The sequence below is a fragment of the Streptomyces sp. R11 genome, from assembly GCF_041051905.1.
GTDB lineage: Bacteria > Actinomycetota > Actinomycetes > Streptomycetales > Streptomycetaceae > Streptomyces.
Window position 1 is genome coordinate 1,323,338 of sequence record NZ_CP163432.1, and the last position, 15,904, is coordinate 1,339,241.

The window sequence follows — 15,904 nt, forward strand, 5'->3', positions numbered from 1 at the left end:
TCAGGCCTCCTGGGGCTGTGCGGTGAACTCGGCCTCGGCCGCGGTCAGAGCGAGGTAGGCCTGCTCCAAGGTGCCCTCTTCGGCGGCGAGTTCGAGGATGGGGACGCCGGCCTCGGACACGCGGCGGCCGATGTCGTCCACGCGCGCGTGGTGCACGCTCCAGTGCCCGTCCTCGTGCTGGACGGCGTCGTGACCGTGCCGGGCGAGCGCGGTCTTCAGTGCGGTGGCGTCCGAGGTACGGATACGGACGCGGGGTTCCACGCGCGCGTGGATGAACTCCCGCATGGGGGTGTCGGCCAGCAGGCGCCCCCGGCCGAGGACCACGAGGTGGTCCGCGAAGGACGCGGTCTCGTTCATGAGATGGCTGGAGACCAGGACCGTGCGCCCCTCCCCCGCGAGCCGGCGCAGCAACTCACGGATCCAGATGATGCCTTCGGGGTCGAGGCCGTTGGACGGCTCGTCGAGCAGCACGACCTCCGGGTCACCGAGGAGGGCCGCGGCGATGCCGAGCCGCTGGCGCATGCCCAGGGAGTACGTCCTCACCCTGCGGCCCGCCACCGAGGCCAGCCCCGTCTCCTCCAGCACCGCGTCGGCGCGGCGGTTCGGGATGCGGTTGGTCGCGGCGAGGACGCGCAGATGGTCACGGCCGGTTCGGGAGCCGTGCGCTGCCTGGGCGTCGAGCAACGCGCCCACCTGCCGCAGGGGTCGGTCGAGTGCGGCGTAGGCGCGACCGCCGATCGCGGCGGTTCCGGAGGTCGGCCGGTCCAGGCCGAGGACGAGCCGCATGGTGGTGGACTTTCCGGCGCCGTTGGGGCCGAGGAAGCCGGTGACGCGGCCGGGGAGGACGGTGAAGGTCAGGTCGTCCACGGCTCGCCGGTTGCCGTACTCCTTGGTGAGGGCTCGGACTTCGATGCTGGTCATGGCGGTAAGCCTGGCCGCCCGGGGTGCGGCGGCTCTTCCCCCACGGGTGGAGATCGACTCCCCCGTGCGGGGGAGGTCCGTTGTCAGTGGCGGCTGGCACGATGACGAAATGGTCCGCTTGCTGCGCCCGTTCGGTCGGGCGGTGACGTACACACGGCTGCTGCATCTGTTCATCGGCATCGTGTGGCCGAGCATGTGGCTGTTCGTCCGGGAAGCGTGGTGGATCTGGCCGGTGGCCGCAGCCGCGCTCGCCCCCGCCGCACTGGTGCCCGCGATGCGGACCGCGGAGGGGCTCCAGGCGAGGCTGCTGCTGACCGGGCACCGGCACGACCAGGCGAGCACGGACATCGTGGTCGCGCCGTCCGCCTCCTGGGGCGACCGGGGGCGGCTCGTCGTCTGGCTGGAGGCGCGGCTCCTGCTGGGCTACGCGACCGCGATATGCGTCACCCAACTGCTCTTCGGCACGGTGAGCCTGCTGATGGCGCCGTTCGACCGGGACTTCGAGGAGGGCGGACTGTTCACCCTCGATGGCCGCGGCTGGTGGAACGTCCTGCTGGTGCCGCTGCTGCTGGTCGCACTGGCGGTGACGGTGGTCGCCTCCGGCCATCTCATCACCGCACTCGCCCGCCGCCTCCTGGGCCCCACGCCGGCCGAGCGCCTCGCGGCCATGGAGGAGCGCACCGAACAGCTCCTGGAACGCACGCGCATCGCCCGTGAACTCCACGACTCCATCGGCCATGCCCTGACCGTGGCCGTGGTGCAGGCGGGTGCCGCGCGCGCGGCCCGCGACCCCGCCTTCACCGACCGGGCCCTGGACGCCATCGAGGAAACCGGCCGGGCCGCGCTGGAAGACCTGGAGCGGGTCCTCGGCATCCTGCGCGAGTCGGAGCGGCCGGTCAGCAGCCGTCCGACGCTGACGGACGCGGACCGTCTCCTGGAGTCCGCGCGGGCGTCGGGCGCGAAGGTCGACATCGAGCTCACGGGACCGTTGGACACCGTGCCCGGTCCTGTCTCCCGGGAGGGCTACCGCATCCTCCAGGAATCGTTGACCAATGTGCTGCGGCACGCGGGCGCGGTCCCGGTCGGGGCACGCATCGCCGTCGCGGACGGCACCCTCACCCTCGAGGTCCGCAATCCGCTGACCGCCGACATACCCGGGCCCGGCCGGGGCAGCGGCCTGCGCGGCATACGCGAGCGCGCCGCCCTGCTGGGCGGACATGCGCGAACCGGCCCCGAGGAAGGTGACTGGCAGGTACATGTTGAGCTGCCGCTGAGTTGATCTAGGCTGACCGGATGCCGGTCACCGTTCTCCTCGTCGACGACGAGCCCCTCGTACGCGCGGGTCTGCGGGCCGTGTTGGAGGCGCAGCCGGACATCGAGGTCGTCGGGGAGGCCGCCGACGGTGCGGCGGTGATCCCGCTGGTGCGGCAGCTGCGGCCCGACGTGATCGCCATGGACGTACGGATGCCGCTGCTGGACGGGATCGAGGCCACGCGCGCGGTGCTGCGCACGGTCGACGATCCGCCGAAGATCCTTGTCGTCACGACCTTCGAGAACGACGAGTACGTGTACGAGGCGCTGCGGGCCGGTGCCGACGGCTTCCTGCTGAAGCGGGCCCGGCCTGCCGAGATCGTGCACGCGGTGCGGCTGGTCGCCGAGGGCGAGTCGCTGCTGTTCCCGGCGTCGGTGCGGCAGCTGGCCGCGCAGTACGGCGACGACGGCGGCAACCGAGCGGCGCGCGCGGTACTGGAGCGGGCCCGGCTCACCGAGCGGGAGGCCGAGGTGCTGCGGCTGATGGCACGCGGACTGTCGAACGCGGAGATCGCTGTCCGGCTGGTGGTCGGGACGGAGACGGTGAAGTCCCACGTGAGCGCCGTCCTGGCCAAACTGGGGGCGCGGGATCGCACGCAGGCGGTGATCACGGCGTACGAGTCGGGGTTCGTGGCACCGGGGTGACCCCTGCCCCGGACCGAGGCGAGGCCAGCCGGACGGACCGACCGGTAGGTCCGGGGGTGCCCGACACTCGCCCGGGTTCGCCACTGCGAGTACCATCCGCCCAACATGCGCACGAGCTGGGAGGACGGACGTTGGGGCCACTGACCGGCGGGGATCCCTCGCTGCTGCGAAGGATCAACTCCGCGGTGGTGCTGCACGCACTGCGTGCCACGGACGCCGCCACGCTGACGGAGATCACCCGGGTGACCGGACTGTCCCGGCCGACCGTCGAGGGCGTCGTCGAGGGGCTCATCGAGGCGGGGTACGTCGTCGAGAAGGCGGCCGACGAGAGTGTCGTGCGGCGCCAGGGCCGGCCCGCGCGCCGGTTCCGGTTCCGGGCCGAGGCCGGTCATCTGCTCGGCGTGGAGATCGGGTCGCATCGGGTCGCGGCGCTCCTCGCCGACCTGGACGGCCGGATTCTCGGCGCCATCGCCAAGGACGTCGACGAGACTGCCCCCGCCGACGAGCGCCTCGATCGGGTGCGTACGGGCGTTGCCGAGCTGCTGCGCCGGGCCGGTGTGGCACGCAACTCGCTGCGTGCCGTGGGGGTCGCGACGCCGGGCATCGTCGAGGCCGACGGGACCGTGCGGCTGGGCGCCGCGCTGCCCGAGTGGACGGGTCTCAGGCTGGGCGAGCGGCTGAGCCGTTCCTTCAAGTGCCCGGTCCTGGTGGAGAACGACGCCAACGCGGCGGCCGTGGCCGAGCATTGGAAGGGCTCCGCCACCGAGTCCGACGACGTGGTGTTCGTGCTGGCCGGGCTGAGCCCGGGTGCCGGTTCGCTGATCGGCGGTCAGCTGCACCGGGGCTTCGGCGGCGCGGCCGGTGAGATCGGCGCGCTGCATCTGCTGGGCCGGGAGGCGACTCCGGAGACGCTGCTGTCCACCACGGACGAGCCCCTGCGCCCGCTCGACGAGCACGCCGTCGCCAAGGTCTTCGCCCAGGCCCGCGACGGCGACCGGCACGCTCTCGCAGCCGTGGAACGCTTTATCCAGCGCCTCGTCCACGACGTGGCCGCCCTCGTCCTCGCCCTCGACCCCGAACTCGTCGTCGTCGGCGGGTGGGCGGCCGGCCTGGACGGAGTTCTGGAGCCGCTGCGCCGCGAGCTGGCCCGCTACTGCCTGCGCCCGCCGAAGGTCGCGCTGTCCCTCCTCGGCGAGGCCGCCGTGGCGACCGGAGCACTGCGGCTCGCTCTCGACCATGTCGAGGAGCAGTTGTTCGCGGTGGAGGGGACCGTGACGGGGCGACGCTGACGGCCACCGGTCAGGCATCGGCACGGCGCGCCACCGGCAGGCGGTGGCGCGCCCCCTGCGCTTCTGGATACGCGACGCGCCCCGGAGCGGATCCGGGGCGCGGGACAGGTGCCGGTACTACGTCAGGACGCCTGGCGCTCCGGGCCCTGGTGGATCTCCACGCCACCGGAGTCGCCGAACGTCAGCCGGCAGGTGTCCGCACGGTAGGTGGCGACGGAGAGCGCGGCGGTACGGCCCTCGGCGATGTAGCGGGTGGTCACGACGAGAACGGGCGCCCCCGGGAGCCGGTCCAGCTCCTTGGCGTCGTCCGCGCGGGCCGAGCCCAGCTCGACGGCGCTGTCCTGGCCCTCCAGCTCCAGGCGCTGCAGCTCGCGCAGCACGGCACGCGCGCGTGCCGCTCCGGACGGGGCGTCGATGGCGGAGAGGTCGGGCACCGACGACTGCGGGACATACAGCAGCTCGGCGGCGACAGGCTGGCCGTGGGTCACGCGAGAACGGCGCACGGTGTGCACGGCCTCGTCCCGGCCGCTCTCCAGGGCGTCCGCGACGGACGCGGGCGGAGCCGCCAGTGCGCAGTCCGCGGGCTGCCAGACGTCGTCGGTCGCCCCCGGCCAGGCGTGCTGCTCGCCCCCGACGGACACGCCCACGCGCGGCGGCGCGACAGTCGTACCGACACCGCGGCGGCGCTGCAGCCTGCCTTCCAGTTCGAGCTGTTCCAGGGCCTGCCTGAGCGTGGCCCTGGCGACGCCGAAACGAGCTGCCAGGTCGCGTTCGTTGGGCAGAATCTCGCCAACGGTGAACTCGGAGTCCAGTGCCTCACTGAGCACGGTCCTCAGATGCCAGTACTTCGGTTCCGGCACCGTTTCCAGCTGCGTGGTCCCCACCCTGTCCTCCGCAATCGCCGTGGCCCGTCGGCGTTTTAGCGCCCTTGTTTATTAAAGGTTGTTGCACTTATCTGCGACCATAGGGCGGCCCTCACCCTTGGTCAATACCAATCGCCGGGAACGTTCACGGGACCGGCTCGCGCCGACACCGCCGGGACGGGGCGGTGGGAGCTACGCCGTCGCCAGTGACGTCAGCTTGTCGGGGTTGCGGATGATGTAGACCGACTGGATCCGCCCGTCCAGGACGTCCAGTTGGAAGACGCTGTCGGGCTTGTCCCCGGACCGCACCAGCACCGCGGGACCGCCGTTGATCTCCAGGAACCGGAAGGTTACGTCGGGGACGCCGTTGCGAGTGACGCCCACGAGGAAGCGCCCGACCTTGTCGGCTGTCTCCAGGACCCGCACCGGCGCCTTTGCCTTGCCGCCGCTGTCGCCGACGAGACGGACGTCCGGGGCCAGCAGCGACATGAGCCCCTCCAGGTCGCCCCCTGCCGCCGCGGCCAGGAACCGTTCGGTGAGATCGCGTCGCTGGGCCGGGTCCACCTCGTACCGCGGCCTGCGCTCGTCGACGTGCTTGCGCGCCCGCCCGGCCAGCTGGCGCACCGCCGCCTCGCCGCGGTCGAGCATGGCGGCGATCTCGGCGTACGGATAGCCGAAGGCCTCCCTGAGGACGAACACCGCCCGCTCCAGCGGCGACAGCGACTCCAGGACGACGAGGACGGCAAGGGAGACGGAGTCGGCGAGAACGGCCCGCTCGGCGGTGTCCGGGACGGCGTCCCCGAAGTCGGTGACGTACGGCTCCGGCAGCCAGGGGCCGACGTAGGTCTCGCCGCGCGCCTTGACCTGGCGCAGTCGGTCGATGGCGAGCCGGGTCGTGATGCGGACCAGGTAGGCGCGTGGTTCGCGCACCTCGGACCGCTCGGCGCCCGACCAGCGCAGCCAGGTCTCCTGCACCACGTCCTCCGCGTCGGCCACACGCCCGAGCATGCGGTAGGCGACCCCCAGGAGGACGGGGCGGTGCTCTTCGAAGACGTCGGTCTCGGTGTCGGTGGTCACCGCTCCATCCCAGCCGACACGCCCGGTCGTGTCCAGGCGAAATCGTCGCCCTTGGCCCTGTGTCGTTCAACCTTGGGGGCCGCAGGGCGGGTTGGGGGCACGCGGGCCCGATGTCCACGACCGTCAGGGTCTACCCGTCGGTAGCAATTGCTGACAAGCTGTCTACGGCCGTCCGTCAGCATGTCCCAGCCGAGGAGCACCCCATGTCCGCCACCGTCTCCTTCCAGGTCGCCTCTCCCCACGGCCCGCAGAGCGTGAGCGTCGACTATGCGCGCGTGGGGAGCGGCGAGCCCCTGCTCCTGCTGCACGGGATCGGGCACCACCGACAGGTCTGGGAGCCGGTGGTGGACATCCTCGCGACCGAGCGGGATGTGATCTCCGTGGACCTGCCCGGCTTCGGAACATCCCCGGGCCTGCCGAACACCCTCTCCTACGACCTGGCGACGACGACGGCCGTGTTCGGTGCCTTCTGCGAGGCAATGGAGCTCGACCGGCCGCATGTGGTGGGCAACTCGCTGGGCGGCCTGATCGCGCTCGAACTCGGCCGCGAGAAGCTCGTGCGGTCCGTCACCGCCCTCTCCCCGGCCGGGTTCTGGTCGGAGGCCGAGCGGCGTTACGCCTTCGGCGTGCTGCTCGCGATGCGGCACATCTCGCGCCGGCTGCCGCTGCCGCTGGTGGAGCAGCTGTCCCGGTCGGCTGCCGGCCGTACGGTCCTGACGAGCACGATCTACGCCCGACCCGGCCGCCGGTCACCCGACGCCGTGGTCGCCGAGACCCTGGCGCTGGCGCGGGCCACGGGCTTCGACCAGACCCTCGACGCCGGCCGGACCATCCGGTTCTCCGACGACATCCCCGGGATCCCGGTCACCGTGGCCTGGGGCACCAGGGACCGGCTGCTCGTGCGCCGCCAGGGAGTGCGCGCCAAGCAGATCATCCCCCGGGCGCGCCTCGTCAGGCTGCCCGGCTGCGGCCACTGCCCCATGAACGACGACCCGGCCCTGGTCGCGCGCGTCATCCTCGACGGCAGCCGCTGACCCACGCGGGGCGCGCGCCGACGCGCCCGACCCCAGGGCGACTCCGGCACCGACCAGGGCGCTCCCCAGCGCCTGTACGGCGCCGTAGGAGCCGCTTCCGACGAGCGGGGCGGTGCATGCGGCGGCCACCGGGATGAGGCCGGAGAAGAGCGTGGCGCGCTCGGCGCCGATCCGCTGCATGCCCATGTACCAGCACACGAAGCCGACCACGGTCACGACCACCGCCTGCCACAGCAGAGCCGCCGCCTCGGTGGTGTCGGGCCGTCGCAGCCACGCGGTGCCGTCCAGGAGCAGTCCGGCCGCCGCGGACTCGACCGCCGCGACACCGCACACCGTGGCGGACAGCAGCCGCGGACCCAGGGGGCGCAGCACGGGCACGGCCAGGACGGCGAAACCGACCTCGCCGACCAGCGCGCACACGGAGAAGGCGATGCCGGCGCCGTCCGTGCGCCCCCAGCCCTGGACCGTGACCGCGCCCGCTGCGACGAGCAACGCCCCGTACAGGACCGTCCGTTGGGGGCGGCGCTTGTCCAGCAGGGGGACGACGACGGCCACGACCACGGGCGCGCAGCCGACGAAGACTCCGGGAACCGCCGGTTCGGCCGTCCGCTCGGCGGCGATCACAGCCAGGTTGAAGCCGACCATGCCGACGGCGGCGAGCACCACGAGTCGGGCCCACTGACGGGCCGCGAGCGCGCGCAGCCGGGCCGCGGCGTCGCGCCCGGCCAACGGGACGAGCAGGAGGCAGGCGAGGGTGTAACGCAGGAACTGACCGCCGGCGTACGGGTAGTCGCCGAGGAGGCTGTTGGCGGTGAAGGATCCCCCGACGAGGATGCAGGCGAGCGCGGCGAGGAGGGCTCCGCGCGTGGTGTCGGCGTTCATGGAAGCGACGCTAGGAAGCGCAGCGGTCCGGATTAAGGTCCACTTTCATGACGCCATCGCAGACCAATCCGGCCGGTAGGACGGCACGGCACGCCTCGGAGGCCTCGACGGGCGATTCCGCGGGGCAGGAGGCGCGCACGGCGGGGTCACGCGGAGGCGATCCGGCCGGGTCGGCTGAATCGGCTCGGCCGGCAGCGTCCGCTGCGGGAGGCCGGGCGAGCGGCCCCAGGGGGCGGGCGCAGCCCTCTGCGACGCCTTCCGCGGACGATCCGGCGGAGCGGGCACCTCGCGCGGACGGACCGGAGACTTCAACTCCTCGCGCCGCCACTCCACCGCCCAGTGGTCTCACCGGTCTCAGCGGCAGAGCGAAGGGCCCTGAGACGCCGACCTCGGGCGACCCGCAGCCTCATGTGGACTCCGCCGCCTGGGAGTTGCTGCTGCCCGCCGCTTCGGCGCCGGCACGCGCGCGTGGGCGTTCGCTGCAGGCGGCGCTGCGTGAGGCGGTGCGGTCGGGGCGGCTGGCTCCGGACACGCGGCTGCCGTCGAGCCGGGACCTCGCGGCCGACCTCGGTGTGTCGCGGGGGCTGATCACGGAGGCGTACGAGCAGCTGACGGCGGAGGGCTATCTGCGCAGCGGTCGGGGTGCCGGGACGTGGGTGGGCAGTGCCGTACGGGCCGCGCGGCCACGCGCGCGTGATCTCGCTCCACGCGCCACCGGCGCCCACGCCGACTTCGTACCCGGGACGCCGGACATGTCGCTGTTCCCGCGCGCCGCGTGGGCCGCCGCACAACGCGGAGTGCTGGCCGAACTGCCGCACCACGAGCTCGGCTATCCCGACCCGCGCGGGCTGCCCCGGCTGCGGACGGCACTGGCCGAGCTGCTGGCGCGGCGCCGGGGCGTCGTCGCGGACCCCGAGCGCATCGTGGTGGTCTCCGGGGTGGCGCAGGCGACGACGCTGCTCGGGTTCGTGCTGCACGCGCGCGGGATGCGCGAAGTGGGCGTGGAGAACCCTGGGAGCCCGCAGCACGACGCCCTGTACGCGGCAGCCGGGGTGACCACCGTGCCGCTGCCGCTGGACGAGGAGGGGCTCGCCCTCGGCCCGCTGCGGGAGTCGGGCCTACGGTCCGTCGTCACGACCCCGGCCCACCAGTTCCCCACGGGCATCGCCTACTCCGCGCGTCGCCGTGCCGAGCTGCTCGACTGGGCGCGGTCCGTCGACGGACACGTCCTGGAGGACGACTACGACGGCGACTTCCGGTACGACCGTGCGCCCGTCGGCGCACTCCAGGGGCTCGACCCCGAGCGCGTCGCGTACGCGGGGTCGGTCAGCAAGTCCCTCGCACCGGGGCTCCGGCTCGGCTGGCTGCTGGTGCCGGAGGTGCTGGCCGAGGATGTCGTCGAGCGGAAACGGACCATGGACCTCGGTCATCCCACCCTCGATCAGGCGCTGTTCGCCCGCTTCGTGGAGCGCGGCGACTACGACCGCCAGCTGCGCCGGTGCCAGCGCGCTTACCGGGAGCGCCGCGACACCCTCGTATCCGCCCTGGAGGAGCACTTCCCGGGCGCGGAGGTGTCCGGGATCGCCGCGGGCCTGCATGTCATCGCCGCACTTCCGGAGCGGTACGGGCCCCAGGAACGGTTCCTCGCGCGCGTGGCCGCGGCCGGGGTGGCGGTGCGCCCTCTGACGGACTACACACACGCGCGTGCCGGGGAGGGCGGGCGCCCGGGTGTGCGGCTGGTCCTGGGATACGCGCACCTGGCGCCGACGCGGATCCGGGCGGGTGTACGGCTCATGGCCGAGGCCTCGGTCGCGGGTCCGAGCTGAGCGGTGCGGCTTCTGCACACCGGTTCCTCTGCCCATACGGTCAGTTGTTCACTTGTGGTTTCCGTGTGCGCTGCGGCGCACCAGTAGTTGTGGCACTGCACACTGGCCGGATCCCGCCCCTGGAGGCCTCCATGTCACACCGTCCGTCCCCGGGCCGCCGCAGCGTTCTGCGCGGCTCACTCGCCGCTTCGGCGGCGCTCACCCTGCCCACCGCGCTCGGCTCGGCACCGGCGTTCGCCCTTTCGGGACGTCCCAAGGCGGGCTGGGGCGTACAGACGGGCGACGTGACCTGCGACTCGGGGCTGGTGTGGGTGCGGTCCGACCGTCCGGCCCGGATGATCGTCGAGACGTCCGCGACCGAGTCGTTCCGCAAAACGCACAGATGGCACGGCCCGCTGCTCGGCGCGGACACGGACTTCACCGGCACGACCCGGCTGCGCGGCCTGCCGTCCGGCGAGCAGATCCACTACCGGGTGCTGCTGGCCGACCCCGACGACCCGCGCCGCACCGGCGAGCCGGTGACCGGCACGTTCCGTACGGCCTCGGCACGGCGGCGCGACGGAGTGCGCTTCGTGTGGTCGGGCGACCTCGCCGGGCAGGGCTGGGGCATCAACCCGGACTTCGGCGGCTACCGGATCTACAACGCGATGTCCGCGCTGGACCCGGACTTCTTCCTCTGCAGCGGCGACAACGTCTACGCCGACGGCCCGATCACGGCGTCGGTCACCCTGCCCGACGGCAGCACCTGGCGGAACATCACCACCGAGGAGAAGTCCAAGGTCGCCGAGACCCTGACCGAGTTCCGCGGCAACTTCCGCTACAACCTGCTCGACGACAACCTCAAGCGGTTCAACGCCCAGGTGCCGTCCATCATCCAGTGGGACGACCACGAGGTCACCAACAACTGGTATCCCGGCGAGATCCTCGCCGACTCCCGCTACACCGAGAAGAACGTCGACGTCCTGGCCGCACGCGCCCGGCAGGCGTTCTCGGAGTACTTCCCCATCTCCACCCTGCGCCGCCCCGACGGCCGCGTGTACCGGGTGGTCAACCACGGTCCGCTGCTGGACGTGTTCGTGCTGGACATGCGCACCTACCGCAACGCCAACTCGACCGACGACCAGGCCACCGACACGCAGGGCATCCTCGGCGCCGAGCAGCTGCGGTGGCTCAAGCGCGAGCTGGCCCGCTCCCGGGCGGTGTGGAAGGTGATCGCCTCCGACATGCCGCTGGGTCTGGTGGTGCCGGACACCGGGGACGGCAAGCCGAACATCGAGGCCGTCGCACAGGGCGACCCCGGGGCTCCGCTGGGGCGGGAGCTGCAGATCGCCGAGTTGCTGCGGTTCATCAAGCACCGCCGCATCACCGGCACCGTGTGGCTGACCGCCGACGTGCACTACACCTCGGCCCAGCACTACCAGCCGTCGCGGGCCTCGTTCACCGACTTCGAGCCGTTCTGGGAGTTCGTCTCCGGCCCGCTCAACGCGGGCGCGTTCCCGGCGAACACCCTCGACGACACCTTCGGTCCGGACCGGGTGTTCATCAAGGCGCCGACGACCGCGAACGTCTCACCCGCCGGTGGCTACCAGTTCTTCGGCGAGGTCGACATCGACGGCGGCAGCGGCGAGCTGACGGTGCGGCTGCGCGAGTCCGACGGCACCGTGCTGTTCACACAGGTCCTGCAGCCGGGCCGGGTCGGCCAGTAACTCCCGTGGCCGGGAGGGCTTAGCCTGGAATCCGTGCCGCGCACCGGCGTCATCCCCCGGGGCGCGGCACGGTCGTACCGCAGCACGGCGAGCCCGGCGCGCCATCGGCGAACTCTCCGCCCCAGATCGTGTTTTCGCAGGTCAGGACCGATTGTCAGTGGTCGCCTCTACGGTTTTTCCATGACGCGATCAGTGCAGGCCGTGGCCTATTGCCGACCCTCCGTGCTGGAGTCCGCCGCGGACGGACAGCGCCTGGGGCTCGAGACCTCACGAGGTGCGACGCCCTCGGGCGTCGAGGACCACCCGCGGTTCTTCGCAGGCTTCCTGACGTCTCCTCAGGTGGCCTCCGCCGGGCTGCTCGCGGTGGCCGACGTGGCGGCCGCGCGGTACTACCAGCGTCAGCTGCGTGCCTCCCTCGACCCGGTGGTGACGGGGAACGGCGACCGGCTGCGCTTCGAGTCCTTCTCAGGCTGCTGCGGGGTGTACGCCCGTCTGGACGTGCTGGAGCCGGGCCTGGACGGCGACGAGGTGGGGCACGGCACGACGAACGTCGACGTCAACAACCCCCTGCGGGACGCCCTGTCGAGGATCGGCGCCGACGATCCCCTCCATCTGCGGGTGGGCCCGGAGGAATTGGCGGTGACCACGCTGGACGGGCCGGTCGTGGAGAAGAAGGTTCCGCTCCCCGACCGCTGGCTGCGGGGCTTCGCGGAGGCCCAGGTGATAGCGGCCGGCTTCGACCTGCGGGCCGAGCTGCCGGCCGCGGAGGCCGTGCGGTTCCTGCGGGCCCAGCCGCGCGGTGGGGCAAGGGGCGCCTCGATCGGCGCGCGATGGGTGGTGCCTTCGGGGAGCGGGCTGCGGCCGACCACGCGCGCGGTGCCCGGCGCGGTGTGCCTGCCCGGCCCCGAGCGGCTGGTCGCGCTCCAGCGGGTGCTGCGACATGCCACGGCCCTGCGGGTGTACGGCCCTTCGGTCACGGGCGGCGCCGCCGCGACGGCCAGTGCCTGGGAGGTGGTCCTGCCGGGCATGCGGCTGACGCTGACGCTGTCACCCGACGCCTCGCGCGGCTTCTCCGGCGAGGGCGGTGTCCTGGACGCACTCGCGGCGGACGAGGCCGCCGAGGACGCGGAGCTGATCGCGGTGCTCCTCGCGTGGGAGCCCCGCGTCGACGTGGCCGACCTGGCCGCCGCCTCGGGACTCACGCCCGAGCGCGTCCGGGCGGCGCTGGTCCGCCTGGGCACGTCGGGGCGGGTCGGATACGACACCGCGGAGGCGGCCTACTTCCACCGGGAGCTGCCGTACGACGCCGAGCGCGTGGAGCGCCACAACCCGCGGCTGCGTTCAGCGCGGACGCTGGTGGCGGCGGGCGCGGTCGCCCTGGACGGCACCGTGGGGACGGTGACGGCCGAGGACGGGCACGTGCACCGGGTGCGCGACGAGGCGGGGGTGCTCAGCTGCAGCTGTCTGTGGTGGGCGAAGTACCGGGGCGGGCGCGGGCCGTGCAAGCACGCGCTGGCGGTACGGATGGTGCGGCGAGGCATCGCCGCTGCGGAGCGGGACATGGCACGAGTCGACGGGGGTGCGCGATGAGTTCGCTGATGGAAGCGGTACGGGCCGGGCGGACGGCCGAGGTGGTGAGCCTGCTGGACGGTATGACGGATGCCGAACGGCGGGCGCTCTTCCCGGAGTTGAAGGCGCTGCGCAAGGAGCTGAGGGCGGATCAGTGGACCGCGCAGGCCCGCAGCGCCTATCCCACCCTGCATGCGGCGGGGACCGCGTGCCAGACCGGCGCGGCCGGCGTGGCGAACTGGCTGGCGGCCTCCGACATGCGCTGGTGGCCCGCTCCACCAGCGGTGCTGATCGACCTCCTGGGCGACCGGTCCCCCAGCTGGCTCGGCGACGTGGCGCACCGGCTGGCCGAGCGGCCGACCGGCTCGCGTGTGCCGTATGAGCTGATGGCGGGCCTGGTACGGCTCTCCGGCTGCCCGGTGCCGACCACGGAGGCCTACGTCCACGGGTGGGTGGAGCACATCGGCCATGTCTGGCAGCGCGGTGACACGGTCCTGGACCGGCTGCGCAAGGACCCGCACCTCGCGCAGCTCACGGCCGCGCTCTTCGAGACGAACGACATCGGCAGCCGTCTGGCATGGACCGCGGACGAGGGTCCGAACAGCTGGACCGAGGCGCTGGCGACGCTCACCACGGAAGGCGTCCTGGACCGGAAGGCCACGGTCGACGCATGCCTGGCCCGGCTGCTGCGGGGCGGTCCGGCCGCCGACCACCGGGTGTTCCTGCGCATGCTGCGCACACTCACTCTGACCCGCGACGAGGAGCGGGAGCACACGGCCGAGTGGCTGGCCCTGGCTTCCGACGCCGCGTCCGTCGTGGCCGCGCACGCCCAGTCGGTGCTGGCGTCCCTGGCCCTGGACAGTGAACTGACCACTCGTCAACTCACGGAGATGTCGGGCGCGGTCCTCTTCCGCCACGAGAAGAAGCTCGTGCGCGCCCAGCTGGTCCTGCTGGGCAAGGTTCTCGCCCGCGACGCATCCGCCGCCGACGACCTGCTGCCCGCCGTCGCCCAGGCCTTCGGACACGAGGACTCGGACGTACAGGAGCGGGCGCTGAAGCTGGTGGAACGGCATGCGGGGAAAGCCGGTACGGACGAGACACGGGAGGAACTCGCCTCCGCCGCCGCACAGTTGATCCCCACGCTCCGGATGCGTGCCGCCCAGAGCCTGGGGGCGTCCTCCGAGGCGCTGGAGCCGGTGCCGTACGAGGAGGTGTTGCCGCCCGCACCGGAGCCCGTGCGACTCGCACCCGCGCCCGGGTCCGCGGCGGAACTGGCCGAAGAGGTCGGGGCATTGCTCGCGTCCGACGGTGACGTGGCGGCATTCGAGCGGACCCTGGACGGACTCGTGCGTCACGCGTACCGCGATCGGGACGGGCTGCTGGAGGCGCTGGACCCCGTCGTCGCGCGCCGCTGGTGGGACGGCCGGGAGCAGGCGTACGCGTACAGCGCGGACGACTACTTCACCAGGCACCACGGCCTGATCAACGCGGCGCACGGTCTCGAACTCATGCTGGCGACCCTGTGCGGGAAGGTGCTCACGGCCACGCTCCACAAGGCCGTCCAGCGCGGGACCGTCACCGGCGACTGCGGCCACAGCCCGCTCGCCCGGGCCTTCGAGGCCCGCATCTGGGAGACGGCGTACCGGATCCGCGCCGAGCCTCTGCCGTTCCTGCTGTCCACGCCCACCTGGGGCACAGGTCTGCTGGAGCCGGACGAGCTGGTGGCGCGTCTCGACGAGTACCGGCGGCTCGGCGCACGGGTGTCGGAGGCCGACTTCGCGCAGGCGCTGCTGCGGGTCCGACGAGGTGACCGTGCGTTGGCGGAAGCGGCCGCGGAGCGGGCGATGACGCTGGGCACGGCGGAGGGCACGCGTCTCGCCGAGTGGCTGACAACCGGGGCTCCGGCCGTGCCGGCGTTCCACCGGCAGATGTCAGGGGACCGCATACTCGTCGAATCCGGGGAGATCGCCGAGCTGCAGGGTGACTTCCCGGCCGGATTCCGTCCGTTGGGCCGGCCGGTGAGCTTCGACCGGGATCGCTGGCACTGCTGGCACTGGGGCGACGGCATGCGCCGGCACTGGCTGGCCCTGTTGCCGGAGCAGCGTGAACTGGTGGCGGTCAGAATGCTGCGCGAACTGTCGGCGGTCGCCGTCGACGACACCCGGGGCGAGGCGGCGGTCTTGCCCGCGCTCGCCGAATCGGGCGGCGAGGCCGGTGACGCGGTGCACTTGGCCGTGGCGTACGGGCTCGGTGCGCGGCACCCGGAGGACCGGCTCGCCGCCGTGGACGCCCTGCTGGTGCTGGCGGCGCGCGGGCAGCTCGACGCGGCCCTGATGGGCGCGGATCTGGGGCAGTTGGTGCGACGCGGGGCCGTGAAGCCGTCGCGGCTCGTGGAGTCGGCGCGCACGGCGGCGGCCACGGGGGCGAACGCCGCCGTCTGGGAGATGCTCCGGCACACCCTGCCCGTCCTGCTCGCGGACCTCGCACCAGACGGAACTACCGGCGGGGCGACCGGTGCTGCGACCGGCGGCACCACCGGTGGGGCGACCGCGCCCCGACGGGGCCTCGCGGATCTCCTTGCCCTCGCCGCGGAGTGCGCCGAGCGAACGGGGGCACGCGAGGAACTGCCCCACTTGGCGCGGGCAGCGGACCGCCGTGGCTCGTCCCGGCTCGTGGCCCAGGCCCGGCGCCTGCGCAGTGCGTTGGCAGCCGCGTGACCCGACGAAAAAGGTAAAAAACAATACAAAAAGGTTCTTTACCGCCCGGTCACAAAGCGTTCGT

11 protein-coding genes and 1 pseudogene are annotated in these 15,904 nt (G+C 72.8%); 8 read left to right on the forward strand and 4 right to left on the reverse strand.

The window, feature by feature from the left end:
* Positions 1-921, reverse strand: coding sequence for an ABC transporter ATP-binding protein (locus tag AB5J55_RS06030; RefSeq protein WP_369269662.1), 921 nt, complete (start codon positions 919-921; stop codon positions 1-3).
* Between the two features lie 109 nt (positions 922-1,030).
* Between AB5J55_RS06030 and AB5J55_RS06035 the strand changes: the two genes are divergently transcribed.
* The 3 genes from AB5J55_RS06035 to AB5J55_RS06045 all read left to right on the forward strand — a co-directional run bounded on the left by AB5J55_RS06035 (position 1,031) and on the right by AB5J55_RS06045 (position 4,166).
* Positions 1,031-2,200: a sensor histidine kinase gene (locus tag AB5J55_RS06035; protein ID WP_369269663.1), complete on the forward strand. Its 1,170-nt coding sequence runs from the start codon at positions 1,031-1,033 to the stop codon at positions 2,198-2,200.
* Positions 2,201-2,214: 14 nt separating this feature from the next.
* Positions 2,215-2,877, forward strand: coding sequence for a response regulator (locus tag AB5J55_RS06040; RefSeq protein ID WP_369269664.1), 663 nt, complete (start codon positions 2,215-2,217; stop codon positions 2,875-2,877).
* A gap of 131 nt (positions 2,878-3,008) precedes the next feature.
* A complete protein-coding gene (locus tag AB5J55_RS06045) occupies positions 3,009-4,166 on the forward strand; it encodes an ROK family protein (RefSeq protein WP_369269665.1) in 1,158 nt (385 codons plus the stop codon).
* A gap of 122 nt (positions 4,167-4,288) precedes the next feature.
* Here the strand turns inward: AB5J55_RS06045 and AB5J55_RS06050 are convergent, their stop codons facing one another.
* Positions 4,289-5,050 carry a GntR family transcriptional regulator gene (locus AB5J55_RS06050; protein WP_369269666.1) on the reverse strand — a complete coding sequence of 254 codons (762 nt, stop codon included), beginning with the start codon at positions 5,048-5,050 and terminating at the stop codon, positions 4,289-4,291.
* A gap of 171 nt (positions 5,051-5,221) precedes the next feature.
* Positions 5,222-6,106, reverse strand: a complete 885-nt coding sequence (locus AB5J55_RS06055) for an RNA polymerase sigma-70 factor (protein WP_369269667.1) — start codon at positions 6,104-6,106, stop codon at positions 5,222-5,224.
* Between the two features lie 203 nt (positions 6,107-6,309).
* Between AB5J55_RS06055 and AB5J55_RS06060 the strand changes: the two genes are divergently transcribed.
* Positions 6,310-7,140: an alpha/beta fold hydrolase gene (locus AB5J55_RS06060; protein WP_369269668.1), complete on the forward strand. Its 831-nt coding sequence runs from the start codon at positions 6,310-6,312 to the stop codon at positions 7,138-7,140.
* A 45-nt stretch (positions 7,141-7,185) separates the two neighbouring features.
* Here AB5J55_RS06060 and AB5J55_RS06065 read toward each other — a convergent pair.
* A pseudogene (locus AB5J55_RS06065) lies at positions 7,186-8,022 on the reverse strand (EamA family transporter); the annotation flags it as partial.
* A 410-nt stretch (positions 8,023-8,432) separates the two neighbouring features.
* On the opposite strand from AB5J55_RS06065, the gene AB5J55_RS06070 reads away from it, so the two are divergent.
* The 4 genes from AB5J55_RS06070 (at position 8,433) to AB5J55_RS06085 (ending at position 15,840) form a co-directional block, all read left to right on the forward strand.
* Positions 8,433-9,848, forward strand: coding sequence for a PLP-dependent aminotransferase family protein (locus tag AB5J55_RS06070; RefSeq protein WP_369269669.1), 1,416 nt, complete (start codon positions 8,433-8,435; stop codon positions 9,846-9,848).
* Positions 9,849-9,979: 131 nt separating this feature from the next.
* The gene (locus AB5J55_RS06075; protein WP_369269670.1) at positions 9,980-11,554 is read left to right on the forward strand and encodes an alkaline phosphatase; all 1,575 of its coding nucleotides are present in this window, start codon (positions 9,980-9,982) and stop codon (positions 11,552-11,554) included.
* A 180-nt stretch (positions 11,555-11,734) separates the two neighbouring features.
* Positions 11,735-13,144, forward strand: a complete 1,410-nt coding sequence (locus AB5J55_RS06080) for an SWIM zinc finger family protein (protein WP_369269671.1) — start codon at positions 11,735-11,737, stop codon at positions 13,142-13,144.
* Positions 13,141-15,840 carry a DUF6493 family protein gene (locus tag AB5J55_RS06085; RefSeq protein WP_369269672.1) on the forward strand — a complete coding sequence of 900 codons (2,700 nt, stop codon included), beginning with the start codon at positions 13,141-13,143 and terminating at the stop codon, positions 15,838-15,840. The genes AB5J55_RS06080 and AB5J55_RS06085 overlap by 4 nt, the downstream gene beginning before the upstream one ends.
* Positions 15,841-15,904: the final 64 nt, after the last annotated feature.

Coding starts and splice junctions, on each gene's coding strand:
- AB5J55_RS06030 (WP_369269662.1), bottom strand. CDS start 921: ATGACCAGCATCGAAGTCCGAGCCCTCACCAAGGAGTACGGCAACCGG.
- AB5J55_RS06035 (WP_369269663.1), top strand. CDS start 1,031: ATGGTCCGCTTGCTGCGCCCGTTCGGTCGGGCGGTGACGTACACACGG.
- AB5J55_RS06040 (WP_369269664.1), top strand. CDS start 2,215: ATGCCGGTCACCGTTCTCCTCGTCGACGACGAGCCCCTCGTACGCGCG.
- AB5J55_RS06060 (WP_369269668.1), top strand. CDS start 6,310: ATGTCCGCCACCGTCTCCTTCCAGGTCGCCTCTCCCCACGGCCCGCAG.
- AB5J55_RS06075 (WP_369269670.1), top strand. CDS start 9,980: ATGTCACACCGTCCGTCCCCGGGCCGCCGCAGCGTTCTGCGCGGCTCA.
- AB5J55_RS06080 (WP_369269671.1), top strand. CDS start 11,735: ATGACGCGATCAGTGCAGGCCGTGGCCTATTGCCGACCCTCCGTGCTG.
- AB5J55_RS06085 (WP_369269672.1), top strand. CDS start 13,141: ATGAGTTCGCTGATGGAAGCGGTACGGGCCGGGCGGACGGCCGAGGTG.